The organism is Emticicia sp. 17c, assembly GCF_037153985.1.
Lineage (GTDB): Bacteria > Bacteroidota > Bacteroidia > Cytophagales > Spirosomataceae > Emticicia.
The window spans coordinates 63334-79393 of the sequence record NZ_JBBAYI010000011.1; the positions used below are offsets into that span (position 1 = coordinate 63334).

The following is a 16060-nucleotide window of genomic DNA, read 5'->3' on the forward strand; positions in this document are numbered from 1 at the left end:
AAGGGGTCAGATATAGATATTGCGCTATATTTGTAAAAACATAACGATACGATGGATTACACTTTTCTACTTTTACTGCTTGCGCTAGCTCTTGTAGCATTTCTTTATTCATCCGTAGGACATGGAGGAGCAAGCGGGTATCTGGCAGTAATGGCACTGGTAGGCATAGCCCCCTCCATGATGAAATCGTCAGCGTTGGTCATGAATCTGGCAGTTTCCTTATTTTCATTCATAGGGTTTTATCGTGCAGGGCATTTTAAGTTTAATTTGTTTCTTCCGTTTGCATTGGCTAGCATACCTATGGCCTATTTGGGCGGTACAATGGTATTGCCCGATAGTATCTACAAAAAAATTCTGGGCGTTTGTATTCTTATTTCAATAGCACGATTGCTTTACCAGTTTAAGGGAGAAGAAGCCTCTAACAGACCCATTCCTTTGTGGGCTGGCTTGGTTTCGGGTATGCTCATAGGGCTGGTTTCGGGAATGATAGGCATTGGTGGAGGTATTATTTTAAGTCCGCTCATGTTACTGATGCGATGGGCAAAATTAAAAGAAACAGCCGCGGTATCGGCATTGTTTATATTTGTTAACTCTTTGTCGGGTTTATATGGGCAGTTGTCAAAAGGCGGAATCCACCTAACACCAGATTTACAATGGGCGGTAGGAGCCACTATTATTGGCGGTTTACTAGGCTCGTATTTTGGTAGCCAGCGTTTTAATGTTCCTACACTTCGGTATTTATTGGCAATAGGCTTGACAATAGCTTGTCTGAAACTATTTTTAACCTGAAAGCCCGTTAAATTCCTTCCATAGCAGATGAAAAATATTGGATAAATAAGAAAAATCTAATTTCGTATTACTATCTTTCAATAGGAATACTATCTTTGTTCGCGAATGTTGTGTTATTCTGACACATAATAAAGCGTTTTTCATTCCTCAACCCCCTTTAGCCACTCGTATGAAAAAAATTATTGTGCTGCTATTGATGCTTTCTACGGCACTGCAAGCCCAACAAGGAAACCTTAAATTATGGTACAAACAACCTGCAAATACTGTCTGGACGAAAGCATTACCTATTGGAAACGGTCGGATAGGGGCCATGGTTTACGGAAATGTAACAAATGAAACCCTGCAATTAAATGAGTCATCGTTTTGGTCGGGTAGCCCTAGCCGGAATGATAACCCCGATGCATTAGCTGCATTACCGGCGATTCGTCAGCTTATTTTTGAAGGTAAAAGTCAGGAAGCTCAGGATTTGGCACAGAAATCTATTATTGCCAAACGCGACCACGGCCAAATGTTTCTGCCAGTTGGGGCTGTAAAATTAGCATTTCCTACACACGAAAAATATACCGATTATAGGAGAGAACTGGATATTGAGCAGGCTATTCAAACCACCACCTATCAGTCAAATGGCGTAAAATACACCCGTACAACCTTTGTTTCTATTCCTGATCAGGTAATGGTTATTCGGTTGAATGCCAATAAACCTAAAAGTTTGTCGTTCAGTGTAGCCATGAGTAGCCCCTTTAAAAAAGATGTAAAGGCTACAAAAAACGCTGTCTGGATGTCGGGCTTAGGTAAAGACCACGAAGGTGTAAAAGGAGAAGTCCGTTTTCGGACCATTACAAAAATATTGGCTAACGACGGAAAAACAATTAAAAATGATACCAGCCTGACTGTTGAAAATGCTTCGGCAGTTACGTTGTTAGTATCAGTGGCTACAAACTTCGTGAATTATCATGACATCAGTGCTGATGAAACAAAAAGAGCCGAGGCTTATATGGCTAAAGCCGAAAAAATACCCTACACTATTTTATTTAATAACCATATTAAAGAGTACCAACGTTTGTTTAAGCGTGTAAAGCTCGATTTAGGTACAACAGAGGCCGCAAAGCTACCTACCGACGAGCGTCTTAGTGCCTTTGCAAAAGGCAACGACCCCGCGCTGGTATCGCTGTATTTCCAGTTTGGCAGGTATTTACTCATATCTTCTTCACGCGCAGGAGGGCAACCAGCCAATTTGCAAGGGATCTGGAATGGCTCTGTGAATCCGCCGTGGGATAGTAAATATACTATCAATATTAATACTGAGATGAACTACTGGCCGGCCGAACTGACTAATCTGGCTGAAACCCACGAACCTTTGTTTGAGATGGTACGTGAACTTGCAGAGACGGGGGTTACAACTGCTCGCACTATGTATGGAGCCAGAGGTTGGGTTGCACACCATAATACCGACTTATGGCGTATAAATGGTGCGGTCGACGGTGCTTTCTGGGGAATGTGGCCTATGGGAGGAGCATGGCTGAGCCAGCATTTATGGCAACATTATTTATATAGTGGCGATAAAGCCTTTTTGCAAAAAAATTATCCTATTCTAAAAGGTATTGCCACTTTTTACCACGATTTTCTGGTAGAAGAACCCACTAATCACTGGTTAGTTGTTACCCCTAGTACTTCACCCGAAAACTCACCGGCGGGCCGTCCGAAATCTTCAATTACTGCCGGAGCTACTATGGATAACCAACTGGTATTTGATGTATTCTCTAATTTTATACAGGCTGCAAAAATTTTAAAGACAGATGCAGAGTTTGCAAATCAGGTACAAGATAAACTGCAAAAAATGCCTCCTATGCAGATAGGACAGCACGGGCAATTACAGGAATGGCTCGAAGACCTCGACGACCCTAAAGACCAGCATCGGCATATATCGCATTTGTATGGTTTATACCCGTCAAACCAGATTTCTCCTTATCAACACCCCGATTTGTTTGCCGCAGCGCATACCTCACTTGTTTTCAGAGGCGATGTTTCCACCGGTTGGTCAATGGGCTGGAAAGTAAACTGGTGGGCCAGATTAATGAACGGAAACAGAGCATATAAACTTATTACCGACCAGTTATCGCCTGCCGAAGTGCCGGGCCGACAGGGTGGAGGAACTTATGATAACCTTTTTGATGCGCACCCACCGTTTCAGATTGATGGTAATTTTGGTTGTACTGCTGGCATTGCCGAAATGCTTATGCAGAGCCATGATGGAGCAATTGAATTGCTACCTGCCTTGCCAAATGTATGGGCCGCGGGCAGCATTAGCGGCTTAAAAGCCAGAGGGGGCTTTGAAATTGTAAAAATGGTTTGGAAGAATGGCAAGCTGTCGGAGTTAGTTATTAAATCAAACATAGGCGGAAACTGCCGCTTACGTGTACATAATACGCTTACATCGACCACACCTTTGAAAAAAGCCAAAGGCAAAAACCTTAACCCTTTCTATCAGACTGCGGCTATTAAAGAGCCTATAATTAAAGTCAAAAATGATGTGAGCATGACAGGAGAGGTGCTTACTTATGATTTCGCTACACAGGCCGGAAAAACATATACCTTCAAAGCTGGCAAATAGCATATTGCTACAAGCTGATTAAAACTTTATAAACTCGTACAGAGGTTTATCCCGACAACGACCATAAATTGTCGGGGTAAACCTTTCGTGTTACGTCAATAGAATCTTATATTTTATCCCCAAAAAATACTTTTTAATGTACTAATGACGCTTATTTTTGGCTTTTTGATTACATTTGCTTTCCATAAAAAATATGAGTAATTCTAATGAAAAGACAGTTTAATCCTATCCTTACGCTGGTGTTCTTGCTGGTTAGTGCATTTACTTTTGCACAACAGAAACGAATACTGGTTTTTTCTCTTACAAAAGGTTTTCATCATGCTTCAATTAAAGAAGGAAATCAGTTTTTTCTTGATTTAGGTAAAAAACAAGGTATTGTTGTTGACACAACTACCGATGCTACCAAATTTAATGAAGCTAACCTGAAAAACTACAATGCGGTTGTGTTTCTAAGTACAACCGGCGATGTGCTGAATCCTGCCCAACAAGCTGATTTTGAACGTTATATTCAAGCAGGTGGTGGATACTTCGGTATTCATGCTGCCTCTGATACTGAATATAACTGGCCGTGGTATAACGACCTGATGGGCGGCTATTTCGCCAGCCATCCGGGTGGTCGGGTATCAAATGTGCAAAAAGGGAAAATGATTACCCTCGACAAAACTTTTCCAGCGTCGGCGCATTTTCCTGACACTTTCGAGAAAACCGATGAGTTTTATGATTTCAAATCTTTGAAAAAAGATATTCTGAAATTTATTGTAAGAGTTGATGAAAGCAGTTACGAGATGGGTAAAATGGGTGACTTCCACCCAATGGCATGGTATCATGAGTTTGATGGTGGTAAAGCTTTTTACTCAAACTTTGGCCATACGCCTGAAACTTTCAGCGAGCCATTAATTACCGAGCATTTCTGGCAAGGTTTAAAATGGGTAATGGCTAATAAACTCGATTACTCAAAAGCTCGTTCGGTTCGCGCTCCTGAAGAAAACCGTTTTGAGCGTATTACTTTGGCAAGTAACCTTAACGAGCCAACCGAGCTAGCCGTATTACCTAACGGTAAAGTAATTTTTGTAGAGCGTAAAGGTGCGGTAAAAGTTTGGAATCCGGCCACTAAAAAAGTGAAAGTTGCAGGGCAAATGCCTGTTTATACAAAATTTGAATATGGTTTGATGGGCGTAGGTGCTGACCCCGACTATGAGAAAAACCATTGGATTTATATGTACTATACTCCTGACGAAACACGTGAAGCTACCAAAGATAATTTCTTGTCGAGATTCGTCTATGACGACAAGAAAGATACAGTAGTGATGTCGTCAGAGAAAGTTTTATTGAGAGTATTCGTGAAACGTGATGAATGCTGCCATACGGGTGGTTCTATCGATTGGGACAATAAAGGAAATCTGTTCCTTTCGACAGGTGATGATACCAACCCTTTTGCTTCGGATGGATATGCTCCTATTGATTTTCAACAAGGCCGTGAGGGGTGGGACGCGCTTCGTTCGTCGGGTAATACCAACGATTTACGCGGGAAAGTGCTAAGAATTAAACCAGAAGATAACGGTACTTACAGCATTCCTGAAGGTAACTTGTATCCGGTAGGAACCGACAAAACACGCCCTGAAATTTATGCTATGGGTATGCGTAACCCTTACAGAATTTCAGTCGATAAACGCAATGGTTATTTGTACTGGGGTGATGTAGGCCCTGATGCCGGAAAAGGTAACGATAAACGAGGCCCCGAAGGCATTGTTGAGTTTAATCAGGCGCGTAAACCGGGTTTCTTTGGCTGGCCAATCTTTACAGGTGATAACTTTGCTTATAACCACTATAATTTTGCTACCAAAGAATCAGGCGAAAAATACGATGCTGCCAAGCCTATCAACGATTCGCCTAATAATACAGGTCTGAAAGAGTTAATGCCTGCTACTAAAGCATGGATTTATTATGGATATGGTCCTTCAAAACAATATCCTGAATTTGGTAAAGGCGGTTGTAACCCAATGGCTGGCCCTGTTTATTATTCAGAAGACTACACTAATAATCCGAAGAGATTCCCAAGTTATTTTGATGGTAAATTCTTTGCTTACGAATGGATGCGTGACTGGATTTATCTGATTGATATGGATAAAGACGGAAATTACAGAGGAATGGAAAGATTCATGCCTAGTACACGTTTTTACCATCCGATGGATATGGCTTTCTCAAAAGATGGTCGGCTGTTTGTGCTTGATTATGGTATGAACTGGTTTGCTCAGAACGAAGATGCAACACTTTCAGTAATTGAGTATAATCCGGGTAACAGAAAACCTGTAATTAGCTTATCAGCCGATAAAAAAGCAGGAGCCGCTCCGTTAACTGTGGCTTTCTCGTCGGCCGGAACACTCGATTACGATAAAGATGCCCTGAAATATTCTTGGAATTTTGGTAAAGGCTTACCTGTTAATACACAGCCGAATCCGAAATTTACTTTTACCAAACCGGGTGAATATAATGTCGTGCTGACAGTAACTGATGCCGCTGGTAACAAATCGTCGCAGACTACTATTATTAAAGTAGGTAATGCTGAACCAAAAGTTAATATTGCCGTAAACGGTAACAAGACTTTCTTCTTCGATAACCAAAAAATCAATTATGATGTAAAAGTGACTGATAAAGAAGATGGTACACTAAGCAAAGGTATTGACCCTGAAGATGTAGTAGTAAATATTAATTATCTGGAAGGTTATGACAAAACCATGCTGGAACAAGGCCACAAAGAGAATATGAATTTTGCCGCTGGCAAACGTCTTATTGATTTAAGTGACTGTAAAGCCTGCCACTCGGTTGATAAAAAATCAATTGGGCCTGCTTATATGGACGTAGCGAAAAAATACCGTCGCGGCCAAACCGCTATTAATCAGTTAGCCGAAAAGGTTATCAAAGGTGGTGGTGGTGTATGGGGAGAACAAGCAATGGCTGCTCACCCTCAGTTATCGATGTCTGATGCCAGAGATATGGTTGACTATATTCTTTCATTGAACGATACCAGAAGGGCTTCTCAACCTGTTTCGGGTGCTTATGATGCCGCAGCACACAAAGGCAAAAAAGAAGGTGCTTACATTATTCAGGCTACTTATACCGATAAAGGTGGTAAAGTAATTGGCCCATTAACTACTTCTGAATCAATTGCTTTGCGTAGCCCTAAACTAAAAGCTGTAACTTATGATGAAGCAAAAGCTGTATCGAAGTTTACAGTTGAACAATTAGGGGGCGATGTTGCCGTTGCTACCGACAACGATAGTTACCTGGCCTTTAAAGGTATTGACCTGACAGGTGTCAAAACTATTATTATCGGAGCATTCTCGCAAAAAGGTATGACCGTCGGCGGAAACATTGAAGTAAGACTTGGCTCACCTACGGGAACCGTAGTAGGCACAGCCGAGGTGCAGGAAGCAAGTATGGCACCAATCAAAATAAAAGTAGATACTGCCGGAGAACAAAATATCTATTTTGTATTCAAGAACGCCAAGCCTGAAGGCAAACCTTTATTTGCAGTAAATACCATTGAATTTGTAAACTAATTGGTTTTAAAAGTTATAAAGAAGGGAAGTGCCTGCAAAGACACTTCCCTTTTTGTATAATTCAAATGAGCTTTTGTAGATAGAAATAGCTAAGATTAATTATACCAGATGCCTATATTTTGTTAGTTCCAGCGAATGAATCAATAATCTGTAAAATAGATACAAATACAGTTACATAAGAAGCAATACTGTAAACAAATCTCATATACCATTTATCGTAGAGAAGATAATCTTTGAATTTTAGCCAGACAAGATAAACCGTTGCAGCTAAAGTTAGAATCCCCAGATAAGAATTATAGTCGGCTATTTTTTCAAGTACAAAACAATATCCATAGCATAGTGCTGTCAGAATTAACGTATATTTTACACTTCTTCGCAAGGGGGTTGAAAGTTTAGAGTAATAATCACTCCTGATTACGTCACCATATTCATTAACGGTATCTACTCTGCCATGATGTACAAATGTATTTCGTTCTCTGTACTCTTCCCATTTCTGGTCAACTTCTTCCCTGAAAGCCCGTTCGTTTTCATTAAACTTTCTTCTTTTATCTTTATTAAACCTGAATCCGGTTACCCACATGAGCCAGATTGCCCATACTGTAAGGCCCAGCCCCCAATTTAAAATGGTTTGCAGAGCCAGAAGAAAAAAATTATCGCTGTGGAAGTTAAAGTTCATATTTGTAATAGGGTTATAGTTAGTAAGAATCTTTTATAAACTTGTGTCAATAATAAAAATAGATTTGTAGCTAATCAAAAAAACTTATTATAAGGTAGGTTATATATAAAATACTGATAGTAAGTTAAATAATATAGTTTTTGGATATTAAATATTTTTATCTTTGATTACGAAACCAGCGGGCTTTAGTTTCGTCTTAACCTAAACAAGTTTATTCAGAAGATGGATTTTGTGTTATTTATATTGGCTCTTGTAGTTGGAAGCATTGCTGCATGGCAGGTTTTTAACTGGATTTACGGAAAGAAGATTCGTGATAACAGGGAGCAACTACGCCGTGAGTCGACGCTTTTGCTGGAGCGTATAGAAAAAGTATTTAAAGTAGTTGTTGCTGAAGGATACTTTACAGAGATTTATGACCATAGTAGCAGGAAGGATTTCTGGGGATTATTTAAAATCAATAAAAAAGCCTTGGTAGTAGTAAGGGCAAAAGTATCGGTTGGGTTCGATTTTGGCAAAATGAAAGTAAGGCGTGACGAAACCACCCGAAAGTTATTGGTAGAAGCATTTCCGGTAGCCGAGGTGTTGTCAATAGATACTGACTACAAATTTTATGACATTGACCATGGCTGGCTTAATAAATTCAGCCATGAAGATTATACCAATATTCTGAACGAAGCAAAAAAGCTAATGCAGGAAAAAGCGATGGAAAGCGATTTACCCAAAATTGCTAATCGGCAGGTAGAACTTATGATGAGCCAACTGGCAGCAGCCGTAAACTGGGAAATAGAGTTTAAGCTCTTGGGTGTTTCGAGTATGGGTGCATTAGCAGAGTAAATGAATGAAAGTTAAAAAGCCGAAATACCTGTAATAGCATTTCCTAGAATAAGCAAATGGATGTCGTGCGTGCCTTCGTAAGTAACAACCGACTCGAGGTTCATCTGATGACGCATAATCGGATACTCGCCTGTAATACCTAGCCCACCATGTATTTGTCTTGCTTCGCGGGCAATGTCGAGAGCCATAGCTACATTATTACGTTTGGCTAATGATATATGTGCAGAAGATGCTTTGCCTTGCTGTTTTAAAGTACCCAAACGCCAGCAAACAAGTTGTGCTTTGGTAATTTCTGTCAGCATTTCGGCTAGTTTCTTTTGTGTAAGCTGAAAGCCCCCGATAGGCTTACCAAACTGTATGCGTTCAAGCGAGTACTTACGGGCCGACTCATAGCAGTCCATTGCGGCCCCTAATGCGCCCCATGCAATACCATAGCGGGCATTATCCAGACACGAAAGTGGTGCTTTAAGCCCATCAGCGTCGGGCAATATATTGCTTTTAGGAACCCTCACATTATCAAATACAAGTTCGCCGGTAATACTTGCCCTTAACGACCATTTACCATGAATTTCAGGTGTACTAAAACCCTCCATGCCCCGTTCTACCAGTAAGCCTTTAATGCGGCCTTGTTCATTTTTAGCCCATACCACTGCTACATCGGCTTTAGGGGCATTCGATATCCACATTTTAGAACCATTCAGAATCACGTGGTCGCCATCGTCTTTAAAATTACTAAGCATCCCACTCGGATTTGAACCAAAATCAGGTTCGGTCAAACCGAAACATCCCAGAAATTCGCCGCTGGCAAGTTTAGGCAAAAATTTACGTTTTTGTTCTTCACTACCATACTTGTAAATAGGAAACATCACTAAAGAGCCCTGAACCGAAGCCGTAGAACGCATGCCAGAATCGCCTCGTTCTATTTCCTGCATCATTAAGCCATACGAAATGTAATCAAGCCCTTGCCCACCATATTCAACCGGAATTGTCGGGCCAAATACACCAAGCTCACCAAACTTCTTTACTATATGCTCAGGAAAAACACAACGTTGGGCAGCATCTTCAATGATAGGCGAAATTTCACGTTTAACAAATTCCCTAACGGCCGAACGAATCATTTTATGTTCTTCGGTCAGCAGGTCATCAATACTGTAAAAGTCCGGCGACTCGAAGTCGTCCTGCTTGTTTGAGCGATGGAAAGTTTGTTCAGAAGCGGTCATGATGAAGCGTCAATAATTACAGTTTCAAATGTAGAGAATCTATACTTCAACTACAACCTGATTTTTTAAAATATCTTCCATTGTTTCTCGCTTCCGAATCAGTTGGGCGTTGCCATTATAAATCATTACCTCAGCCGGACGAAAACGTGAGTTATAGTTAGAAGCCATAGAGAAACCATAAGCTCCGGCGTTTTTAATCACGATAATATCGCCTTCATGTACAACTGGCAGGTCACGGTCTTTTCCAAGTGTATCTGTTTCGCAAATGTAACCTACAATATCATACTTTTCTTTTTCGGTTCCGTCAGGGTTAGAGCCATTCAGAATTTCATGATAAGCATCGTACATCATGGGTCTAATCAGGTGGTTTAATCCTGAATCAACCCCAACAAAATTACGTGCCGGATTATGTTTCACTACCGTAGCACTAGTAAGCAAATACCCACACTCACTCACCAGAAACTTACCCGGCTCGAACCACAATTGCACGTCTTTACCGTATTGTTGGCAAAAATCATTAAATACCTTTACTACTCCTTTACCTAGTTTTTCCATATCGGTTACGTGGTCATCTTCTCTGTAAGCCACTTTAAAGCCAGAACCCAAGTCGATAAATTCAAGATTCGGGAAGTATTGAAAAGCCAGGCCGAACAACTTTTCGGCAGCCTCAATAATAACATGAGCATTCTTGAAATCAGAGCCTGTATGTTGGTGCAACCCTACTACCTGTAAATCATATTTCTGTACAATGTCGTAGATTTCGTTTGCTTGCTCAATCGAAATACCAAACTTGGAATCTTTATGGCCTGTTGAAATTTTCAGTGTGCCTCCTTCCATGATATGCGGGTTAATGCGCAAGCAGATAGGAAACGTATTGCCATAGGTTTGTCCGAATTTTTCGAGCAAAGGCAACGAGTCCAAATTCATTCGTAAGCCCATCGTTACAGCCTCCTGCACTTCTGAAAAAGCTACGCCGCTGGGTGTATACTGAATTTGGTTGGGTTCGTATCCAGCCAGAATCGCCAAATGAGCCTCTTGTATCGAAACCACATCAATATCTACTCCATTCTTACGCATTAGTTTCATGATATTGATATTGGTTAATGCTTTACAGGCATATTTTATTTTGAGGTTTGTACCTGCAAATGCTTCACGCATGGTGCTGATTTGTGCCTCAATTTTATTGCCATCATACACATACAGAGGGGTTCCGAATTGCTGGGCTAATGACTCAACTGTAAAATTCTGGATAGAGAACATAGGTGTTTCTGTAAAAACAGGTGTTTGAAATTGAAATAAAGAAGTATATCTGATTTTAAGCATACTAGCGAGTTAGCAGAAGCACTTGAAGGTTTTATTTGCTAATTCGCTAGTAAAAGAGTGGTATTAAAAGGGGAGGTCGTCCTTACTATCGCCGCCAGAAGCAAGAAACTCAGAAGAAACTGCTCTGGAATTTGTTTCAGGGGCAGCAGGAGGGGCATAGTAAGGAGTTTCGGCTGTTGATGCCGATGCCTCATCTACTCTCCATGCTCTTACATCGGTATACCAACGCCCGTTAAACTCACGGCTTTCAATATCGAACGATACCGTAACTTCTTTACCTACTGTTAGCATATTTTCACTGATTTTATCACCCCATGCCGAAATACAAACTTTTTTAGGGTATTGTCCGTCGGTTTCGATAACAAAATCCTGTTTTTTCCAGACACCATTTTTTCCTTGTCCGGTTTGTAAAGGTAATAGCTGTATAATTTTACCTGTGATTTCCATCTTTGATAAGTTTAATTAATATAATTCATTGCTTGCTGTGGCAAGTTTTGGGGGGCAAAGATACAAATCATAGGGCATAAATAAAACCGGAGTTGTTTAATAAACTACCTTTAAAACCGATTTATTTGATGCTGCAAAACAACCTAATCCGTTTTTGACATTCGAGAAGATAGGTACGGGTTCGGCAAAGGGGTTGTCGTCCTGACGGTTGTTGTTTCTTACAGACCGATGATAGTTATAGTAGTTCTTGTCGGTGTTAAGTACCTCAAGTGTAACAATACTTTTCTGACCTCCGAATTTTACAGGATATGTTTGCCCGTTTGCCCGCACAATTTCCGAATAAAGGCTTACAATTCCTTTAGGTGACTCAATGGTTTTGCCATCTCGGTTGAGGTCGCTCTGATAAAGCTCATGCGCCACATCTTCTGTCCAATAGCCGTTATACCTGATAAGTCGGGGGTTGTAAACATACTGATTTCCACGTGCTTCTGGTACTAACATTGTTGCCAGTACATTTATTTTGGTAGAGTAGTAGTTAGGCTGGTCAGTAATATCCTGCCATTTAAAATTTATATTAAAAGTTTTTACTACTCCTTCGCCTTGCCCAACAGATGTTGTGTCAATCTGATATTCCGTAATCGGAGCTACCTCAACAGGAACAGTGCAATTGGCTTCTATTTTGCCAAGTGTTGCTTCGGCTGTTAGGGTGTAGGTTTCACCTGCTTTAATCGGAAACCTGCGGGCATCAATCATATATACCGCATCGGTTTTATTGTAAGGAATTACAACTGAATTCTGCTTGGAGTCAGACAAAACTACTCTGGCATTATCAACAGGCCCACCAGTATAAAAAATAGTGTCTTTGCCAACAATGGTGTAGCCAAAACCATTGTTTGTGTATACACCCAGTAACGGGCTTGAGGTGGTTAGTTTTACAAGAATTACGGTATCTTGTGGCGTAATATAAGAGTGCATAACCAGTTTTTGTGCGCCTCGTGGGAGCTTACTTTCAGGCACAGTTGTAATGAGGCTATCACAGGCCAATAAGCCTGTTAGCATTCCTATCAATAATATTTGAATACAGTATCTCATAGTATGTATTGTCAGAATTTAAAGTTGTAGGAAAAAGCCGGCACTATCGGAAACAACGAATATTTTTTCAGAACCATTTTGGTTTGCGTAGTAGTACCAGTAGTTGATACCTCCGAATCGATGTTATAAAAGAAAGGATTTTTTCGGTTATAGGCATTATAAACACTAAATTCCCATGTGCGTTCGTGGCGTTTCAGTTTCTTATGAAACTGTATGCCCAAATCGAGCCGATGGTAAGCCTCTGCTCTGAAAGAGTTTTTGTCTCCATATTCGTTTACCCGCTGGCTACCCCATGTAATGCGGTCTACTATGGTAGGCGGCCTCCTCGAATTATTAAAGCGGTCAACGTAAGCATTATAACTCGATACTGGTAATGTAAGAGCATTGCCAGTACCATAAACCCATGTGCCTGATAGGGTAATTTTCGGGCTGATTTCATAGATGCCAACTACTGAAATATCGTGTCGGCGGTCATATTTAGGGTAGTATTTTTTGCCGAAATTCAACTCTGGAAACTGCCATTGTGTCCACGAAAGTGTATAACCTACCCAACCCGAAAACGTTCCTACCTTGCGCTGTAATAAAAATTCTCCTCCGTACGACCAGCCTTTTCCGGCCGTTACGTTGTCTTCCCAGCTTACTTCTTGCGCCCCTAATCCATCCAGACTCAAAAAAGTAGAGCCTTCTTTATAGGCCAGGATATTATGCATAATTTTATAATATCCCTCAATGGTTAAAGTAAGGTTTTGCTTGGGTAGGTCTTTGGCTATTCCGGCAGCTATCTGCCGCGAATTCTGTGGGGCTACTTTTCGGGTGGTAGGTACCCAGAGGTCGGTTGGTAAGCCAATGCCCGTATTAGAGAGTAAATGCACAAACTGGTTCATTTCGGCATAAGATACTTTTGCCGAAAGGTCTTCGGCCAGTTTGAGTGCTGCCGAAAAACGTGGTTCGGGCCTGAAATAGCTTTTTTGCTGAGCCAGAAAATAACTAAGCCGTAAGCCCAAATTCACTTTAAATTTATCGGTTATCTTCCAAGTGTCTTCACCGTAAACTCCTGACTCCAGTACATCAATCGGGTTTGCGGCTTTATCCAGATTGAGCTGGTTGCTTCTGAGTACAATAGCCGACGGAATAAACCTGTGCCTTGTAGCGGCTATTCCCATTCGGATTGAGTGCCTGTGGTCAGGGAAAAAATCAAAATCGCTTTTCAGACCTATGTCATTAATAATAGAATTGTATTTAAGCGTAAAGTTATCGCTCGATTGTTGGGTATCACTAAAAAAACTACCAATACCGAATTGATACCGGCTCAGGATAAAAGAGGTATTGGCAAAAAGTTTTTCATTAAACAAATGGTTCCAGCGAAGTGTTGCAGAGCTGTTCCCCCAGTTGAGTTTTGATTCGTTATTGCTGGTAGCATCTTTTGATTCGGCATAGAAACGGTCTTGCCCAAAATAGCCACTGATATAAACTTTATCTTTTCGTCCGAAATCATAATTGAGTTTGGCATTAAGGTCATAAAAATAGTAGCCGCCCATATCTCGGCTTTCCCCGCTCGACTGAGACGCAATAAAAGGTTTGGCAATTACATCGAGGTAAGTTCTACGGGCTGAAATCAGAAAAGACGATTTCCCTTTTTTTATTGGTCCTTCGAGTGTCAGTCGGGAAGAAATCAAGCCAATTCCCCCTTCGCCATGTAGTTTTTCTTTATTGCCTTCTTTCATATTAAGGTCAATAACTGAAGACAAACGCCCGCCGTATCGGGCAGGGAAACCACCTTTGGTTAGTTCTACGCTTTTGAGGGCATCGCCATTGAAGGTAGAAAAGAAACCAAATAAATGGCTGGCGTTATAAACAATGGCATCGTCCAGAATAATCAGGTTCTGGTCGGCACCACCACCTCTTACATAAATGCCCGACTGCCCTTCGGAACCTTTTTGTACACCGGGCATGAGTTGCAATACTTTTAGTACATCTTTTTCCCCAAGAAATGCAGGTATTTTTTTTATTTGTTGCACAGGTAAATCAATCTGGCTCATCTGGGCGGTTTCACTCACTTTTTCTTCCTGTTTTCTGGCCGATACAACTATTTCCTGTAATTGGTTAGCTGGCTCAAGTATTATATTAAGCTCAGTACTTTGCCTGAAACCGATTCTTTTTTCAATGCGCTGGTACCCCACAAAAGAAAAAATAAGCGTAACAGAATCTTGTGCCGGAAGCGTAAGAGAGTAAAACCCATAAGTATTGGACGTAGTAGCTACCGAAGAATTAGGTAAATAGACATTTACGCCAATGAGTTGTTCCTGACTACCTTTTTCGCGGATGTATCCGCTTACTGTAAAACGAGTCTGAGCAAAAATACTGAATGAAACACAGAAGAAAAGCAAAGTATATAGTAACTTCATAAGAGTGTCTGTCAATTAGAAACGGCAGTTCCGATTTCATTGCATAACGTTTAAACAAGAAATATTATTGAGTTTTAAAAGGAATTATGGGCTTTACAGGCAAATCAACAGGAAATAAAAAGCCTGTAAGCTAGAAAAATTATAATCAAAAAGTTTATGCGCAGCCTTTAATCAAACAATCATTCTGAGTTTATTTGCCATTACTTCTATCGTTAGCGGAGTCTGGCATTTTATTTCGCCATCGACCACGAGTACCGACGGATTCGCATCAATACGTATTTGTTTGGCCTTACGGTAAATAACCAACGAGGAATGAATATGCTTGCCTGAAAAAATAAGCGGAAACAACCTGAGAAGATGATAGAACCGAACGTGCTTGATAACCAGCACATCCAACAGGCCGTCATCCAGCAAAGCCAGTGGAGCAATTTTCATGCTTTTACCTGTGTGTTGCGTATTGCAGGCAAGCACAAAGCTGAAATTGCCAGTAAATAGTTCGCCATCTACCTGAACGTTTCCTTTAAAAACAGGGTTTCGGAACAAGTGAATCAACGCCGCTATTGTATAACGGGCTGTACCAAGCCACCTGAGTTTTTCAGCACTCTGATTTATAGCCGACACTAGCCCCCAACCCATAACATTAAAGCCATATATTGGCTGAGTGTCGGAAAAAAACATCCTGAAAATATCAATGTCTTTGCTGGAGCCTTCTTGTAGTTTTTGTAGTGAAGTAGCCCAATCAAGGCTATCAATATCATGATTAAAAGCATTGCCACTACCACACGGAAACAACATAACCGGAGGTAGGTTTATCTGAGTACCTATGGCATTGGTTATTTCGTGCATGGTGCCATCGCCACCCAAAACAACAATTTTTTCAAACAATGAAAGGTCAGTATTTTGTAAAAAGTCACTCAGATGACCCTTATACTGACTGATAACAGAAGTATACTCGTAGCCTTGAAGGTGTTGTCTTAAATAATCGCTTGCAGCAAGGCTTTTGCCCGAACCCGAATAGGGGTTAATGAGCAAAAGAATCTTTTTAGGCATTTTTACAAAAGTTTAATATAGGGTTTGTTTAGAATAGATTAAATTTGTTGGCT

Annotated in this window: 11 protein-coding genes; 4 read left to right on the forward strand and 7 right to left on the reverse strand. The window is 40.8% G+C overall.

Annotated elements, in window-relative coordinates; translation table 11 throughout:
* Positions 1-51 precede the first annotated feature (51 nt).
* The 3 genes from WAA15_RS19275 (at position 52) to WAA15_RS19285 (ending at position 6960) form a co-directional block, all read left to right on the forward strand.
* Positions 52-789 (forward strand): sulfite exporter TauE/SafE family protein, encoded by a 738-nt coding sequence (locus WAA15_RS19275; RefSeq protein WP_337044464.1) that lies wholly within the window; start codon positions 52-54, stop codon positions 787-789.
* A 169-nt stretch (positions 790-958) separates the two neighbouring features.
* Positions 959-3400 (forward strand): glycoside hydrolase family 95 protein, encoded by a 2442-nt coding sequence (locus WAA15_RS19280; protein WP_337044465.1) that lies wholly within the window; start codon positions 959-961, stop codon positions 3398-3400.
* 206 nt (positions 3401-3606) lie between these two features.
* Positions 3607-6960: a ThuA domain-containing protein gene (locus WAA15_RS19285; RefSeq protein WP_337044466.1), complete on the forward strand. Its 3354-nt coding sequence runs from the start codon at positions 3607-3609 to the stop codon at positions 6958-6960.
* Between the two features lie 112 nt (positions 6961-7072).
* Here the strand turns inward: WAA15_RS19285 and WAA15_RS19290 are convergent, their stop codons facing one another.
* Positions 7073-7636 (reverse strand): hypothetical protein, encoded by a 564-nt coding sequence (locus WAA15_RS19290; protein ID WP_337044467.1) that lies wholly within the window; start codon positions 7634-7636, stop codon positions 7073-7075.
* Positions 7637-7858: 222 nt separating this feature from the next.
* Between WAA15_RS19290 and WAA15_RS19295 the strand changes: the two genes are divergently transcribed.
* On the forward strand, positions 7859-8470 hold the full coding sequence (locus WAA15_RS19295) for a DUF4230 domain-containing protein (RefSeq protein WP_337044468.1): 612 nt from the start codon (positions 7859-7861) through the stop codon (positions 8468-8470).
* 11 nt (positions 8471-8481) lie between these two features.
* Here the strand turns inward: WAA15_RS19295 and WAA15_RS19300 are convergent, their stop codons facing one another.
* From WAA15_RS19300 to WAA15_RS19325, 6 genes are all read right to left on the reverse strand, one after another.
* The gene (locus WAA15_RS19300) at positions 8482-9690 is read right to left on the reverse strand and encodes an acyl-CoA dehydrogenase family protein (RefSeq protein ID WP_337044469.1); all 1209 of its coding nucleotides are present in this window, start codon (positions 9688-9690) and stop codon (positions 8482-8484) included.
* 39 nt (positions 9691-9729) lie between these two features.
* On the reverse strand, positions 9730-10950 hold the full coding sequence (gene lysA / locus WAA15_RS19305; protein WP_337044607.1) for a diaminopimelate decarboxylase: 1221 nt from the start codon (positions 10948-10950) through the stop codon (positions 9730-9732).
* Between the two features lie 126 nt (positions 10951-11076).
* Positions 11077-11460, reverse strand: coding sequence for a DUF3127 domain-containing protein (locus tag WAA15_RS19310; RefSeq protein WP_337044470.1), 384 nt, complete (start codon positions 11458-11460; stop codon positions 11077-11079).
* Positions 11461-11556: 96 nt separating this feature from the next.
* The gene (locus WAA15_RS19315; protein ID WP_337044471.1) at positions 11557-12552 is read right to left on the reverse strand and encodes a DUF4249 domain-containing protein; all 996 of its coding nucleotides are present in this window, start codon (positions 12550-12552) and stop codon (positions 11557-11559) included.
* Between the two features lie 11 nt (positions 12553-12563).
* Positions 12564-14957: a TonB-dependent receptor gene (locus WAA15_RS19320; RefSeq protein WP_337044472.1), complete on the reverse strand. Its 2394-nt coding sequence runs from the start codon at positions 14955-14957 to the stop codon at positions 12564-12566.
* A gap of 171 nt (positions 14958-15128) precedes the next feature.
* Positions 15129-16007, reverse strand: coding sequence for a diacylglycerol/lipid kinase family protein (locus WAA15_RS19325; RefSeq protein WP_337044473.1), 879 nt, complete (start codon positions 16005-16007; stop codon positions 15129-15131).
* Positions 16008-16060: the final 53 nt, after the last annotated feature.

What these genes read in the sequence shown, in the direction of transcription:
- WAA15_RS19315 (WP_337044471.1), bottom strand. Translation starts at nt 12,552, where the DNA reads ATGAGATACTGTATTCAAATATTATTGATAGGAATGCTAACAGGCTTA.
- WAA15_RS19320 (WP_337044472.1), bottom strand. Translation starts at nt 14,957, where the DNA reads ATGAAGTTACTATATACTTTGCTTTTCTTCTGTGTTTCATTCAGTATT.
- WAA15_RS19275 (WP_337044464.1), top strand. Translation starts at nt 52, where the DNA reads ATGGATTACACTTTTCTACTTTTACTGCTTGCGCTAGCTCTTGTAGCA.
- WAA15_RS19300 (WP_337044469.1), bottom strand. Translation starts at nt 9,690, where the DNA reads ATGACCGCTTCTGAACAAACTTTCCATCGCTCAAACAAGCAGGACGAC.
- WAA15_RS19325 (WP_337044473.1), bottom strand. Translation starts at nt 16,007, where the DNA reads ATGCCTAAAAAGATTCTTTTGCTCATTAACCCCTATTCGGGTTCGGGC.
- WAA15_RS19290 (WP_337044467.1), bottom strand. Translation starts at nt 7,636, where the DNA reads ATGAACTTTAACTTCCACAGCGATAATTTTTTTCTTCTGGCTCTGCAA.
- WAA15_RS19285 (WP_337044466.1), top strand. Translation starts at nt 3,607, where the DNA reads ATGAAAAGACAGTTTAATCCTATCCTTACGCTGGTGTTCTTGCTGGTT.
- lysA (WP_337044607.1), bottom strand. Translation starts at nt 10,950, where the DNA reads ATGTTCTCTATCCAGAATTTTACAGTTGAGTCATTAGCCCAGCAATTC.
- WAA15_RS19310 (WP_337044470.1), bottom strand. Translation starts at nt 11,460, where the DNA reads ATGGAAATCACAGGTAAAATTATACAGCTATTACCTTTACAAACCGGA.
- WAA15_RS19280 (WP_337044465.1), top strand. Translation starts at nt 959, where the DNA reads ATGAAAAAAATTATTGTGCTGCTATTGATGCTTTCTACGGCACTGCAA.
- WAA15_RS19295 (WP_337044468.1), top strand. Translation starts at nt 7,859, where the DNA reads ATGGATTTTGTGTTATTTATATTGGCTCTTGTAGTTGGAAGCATTGCT.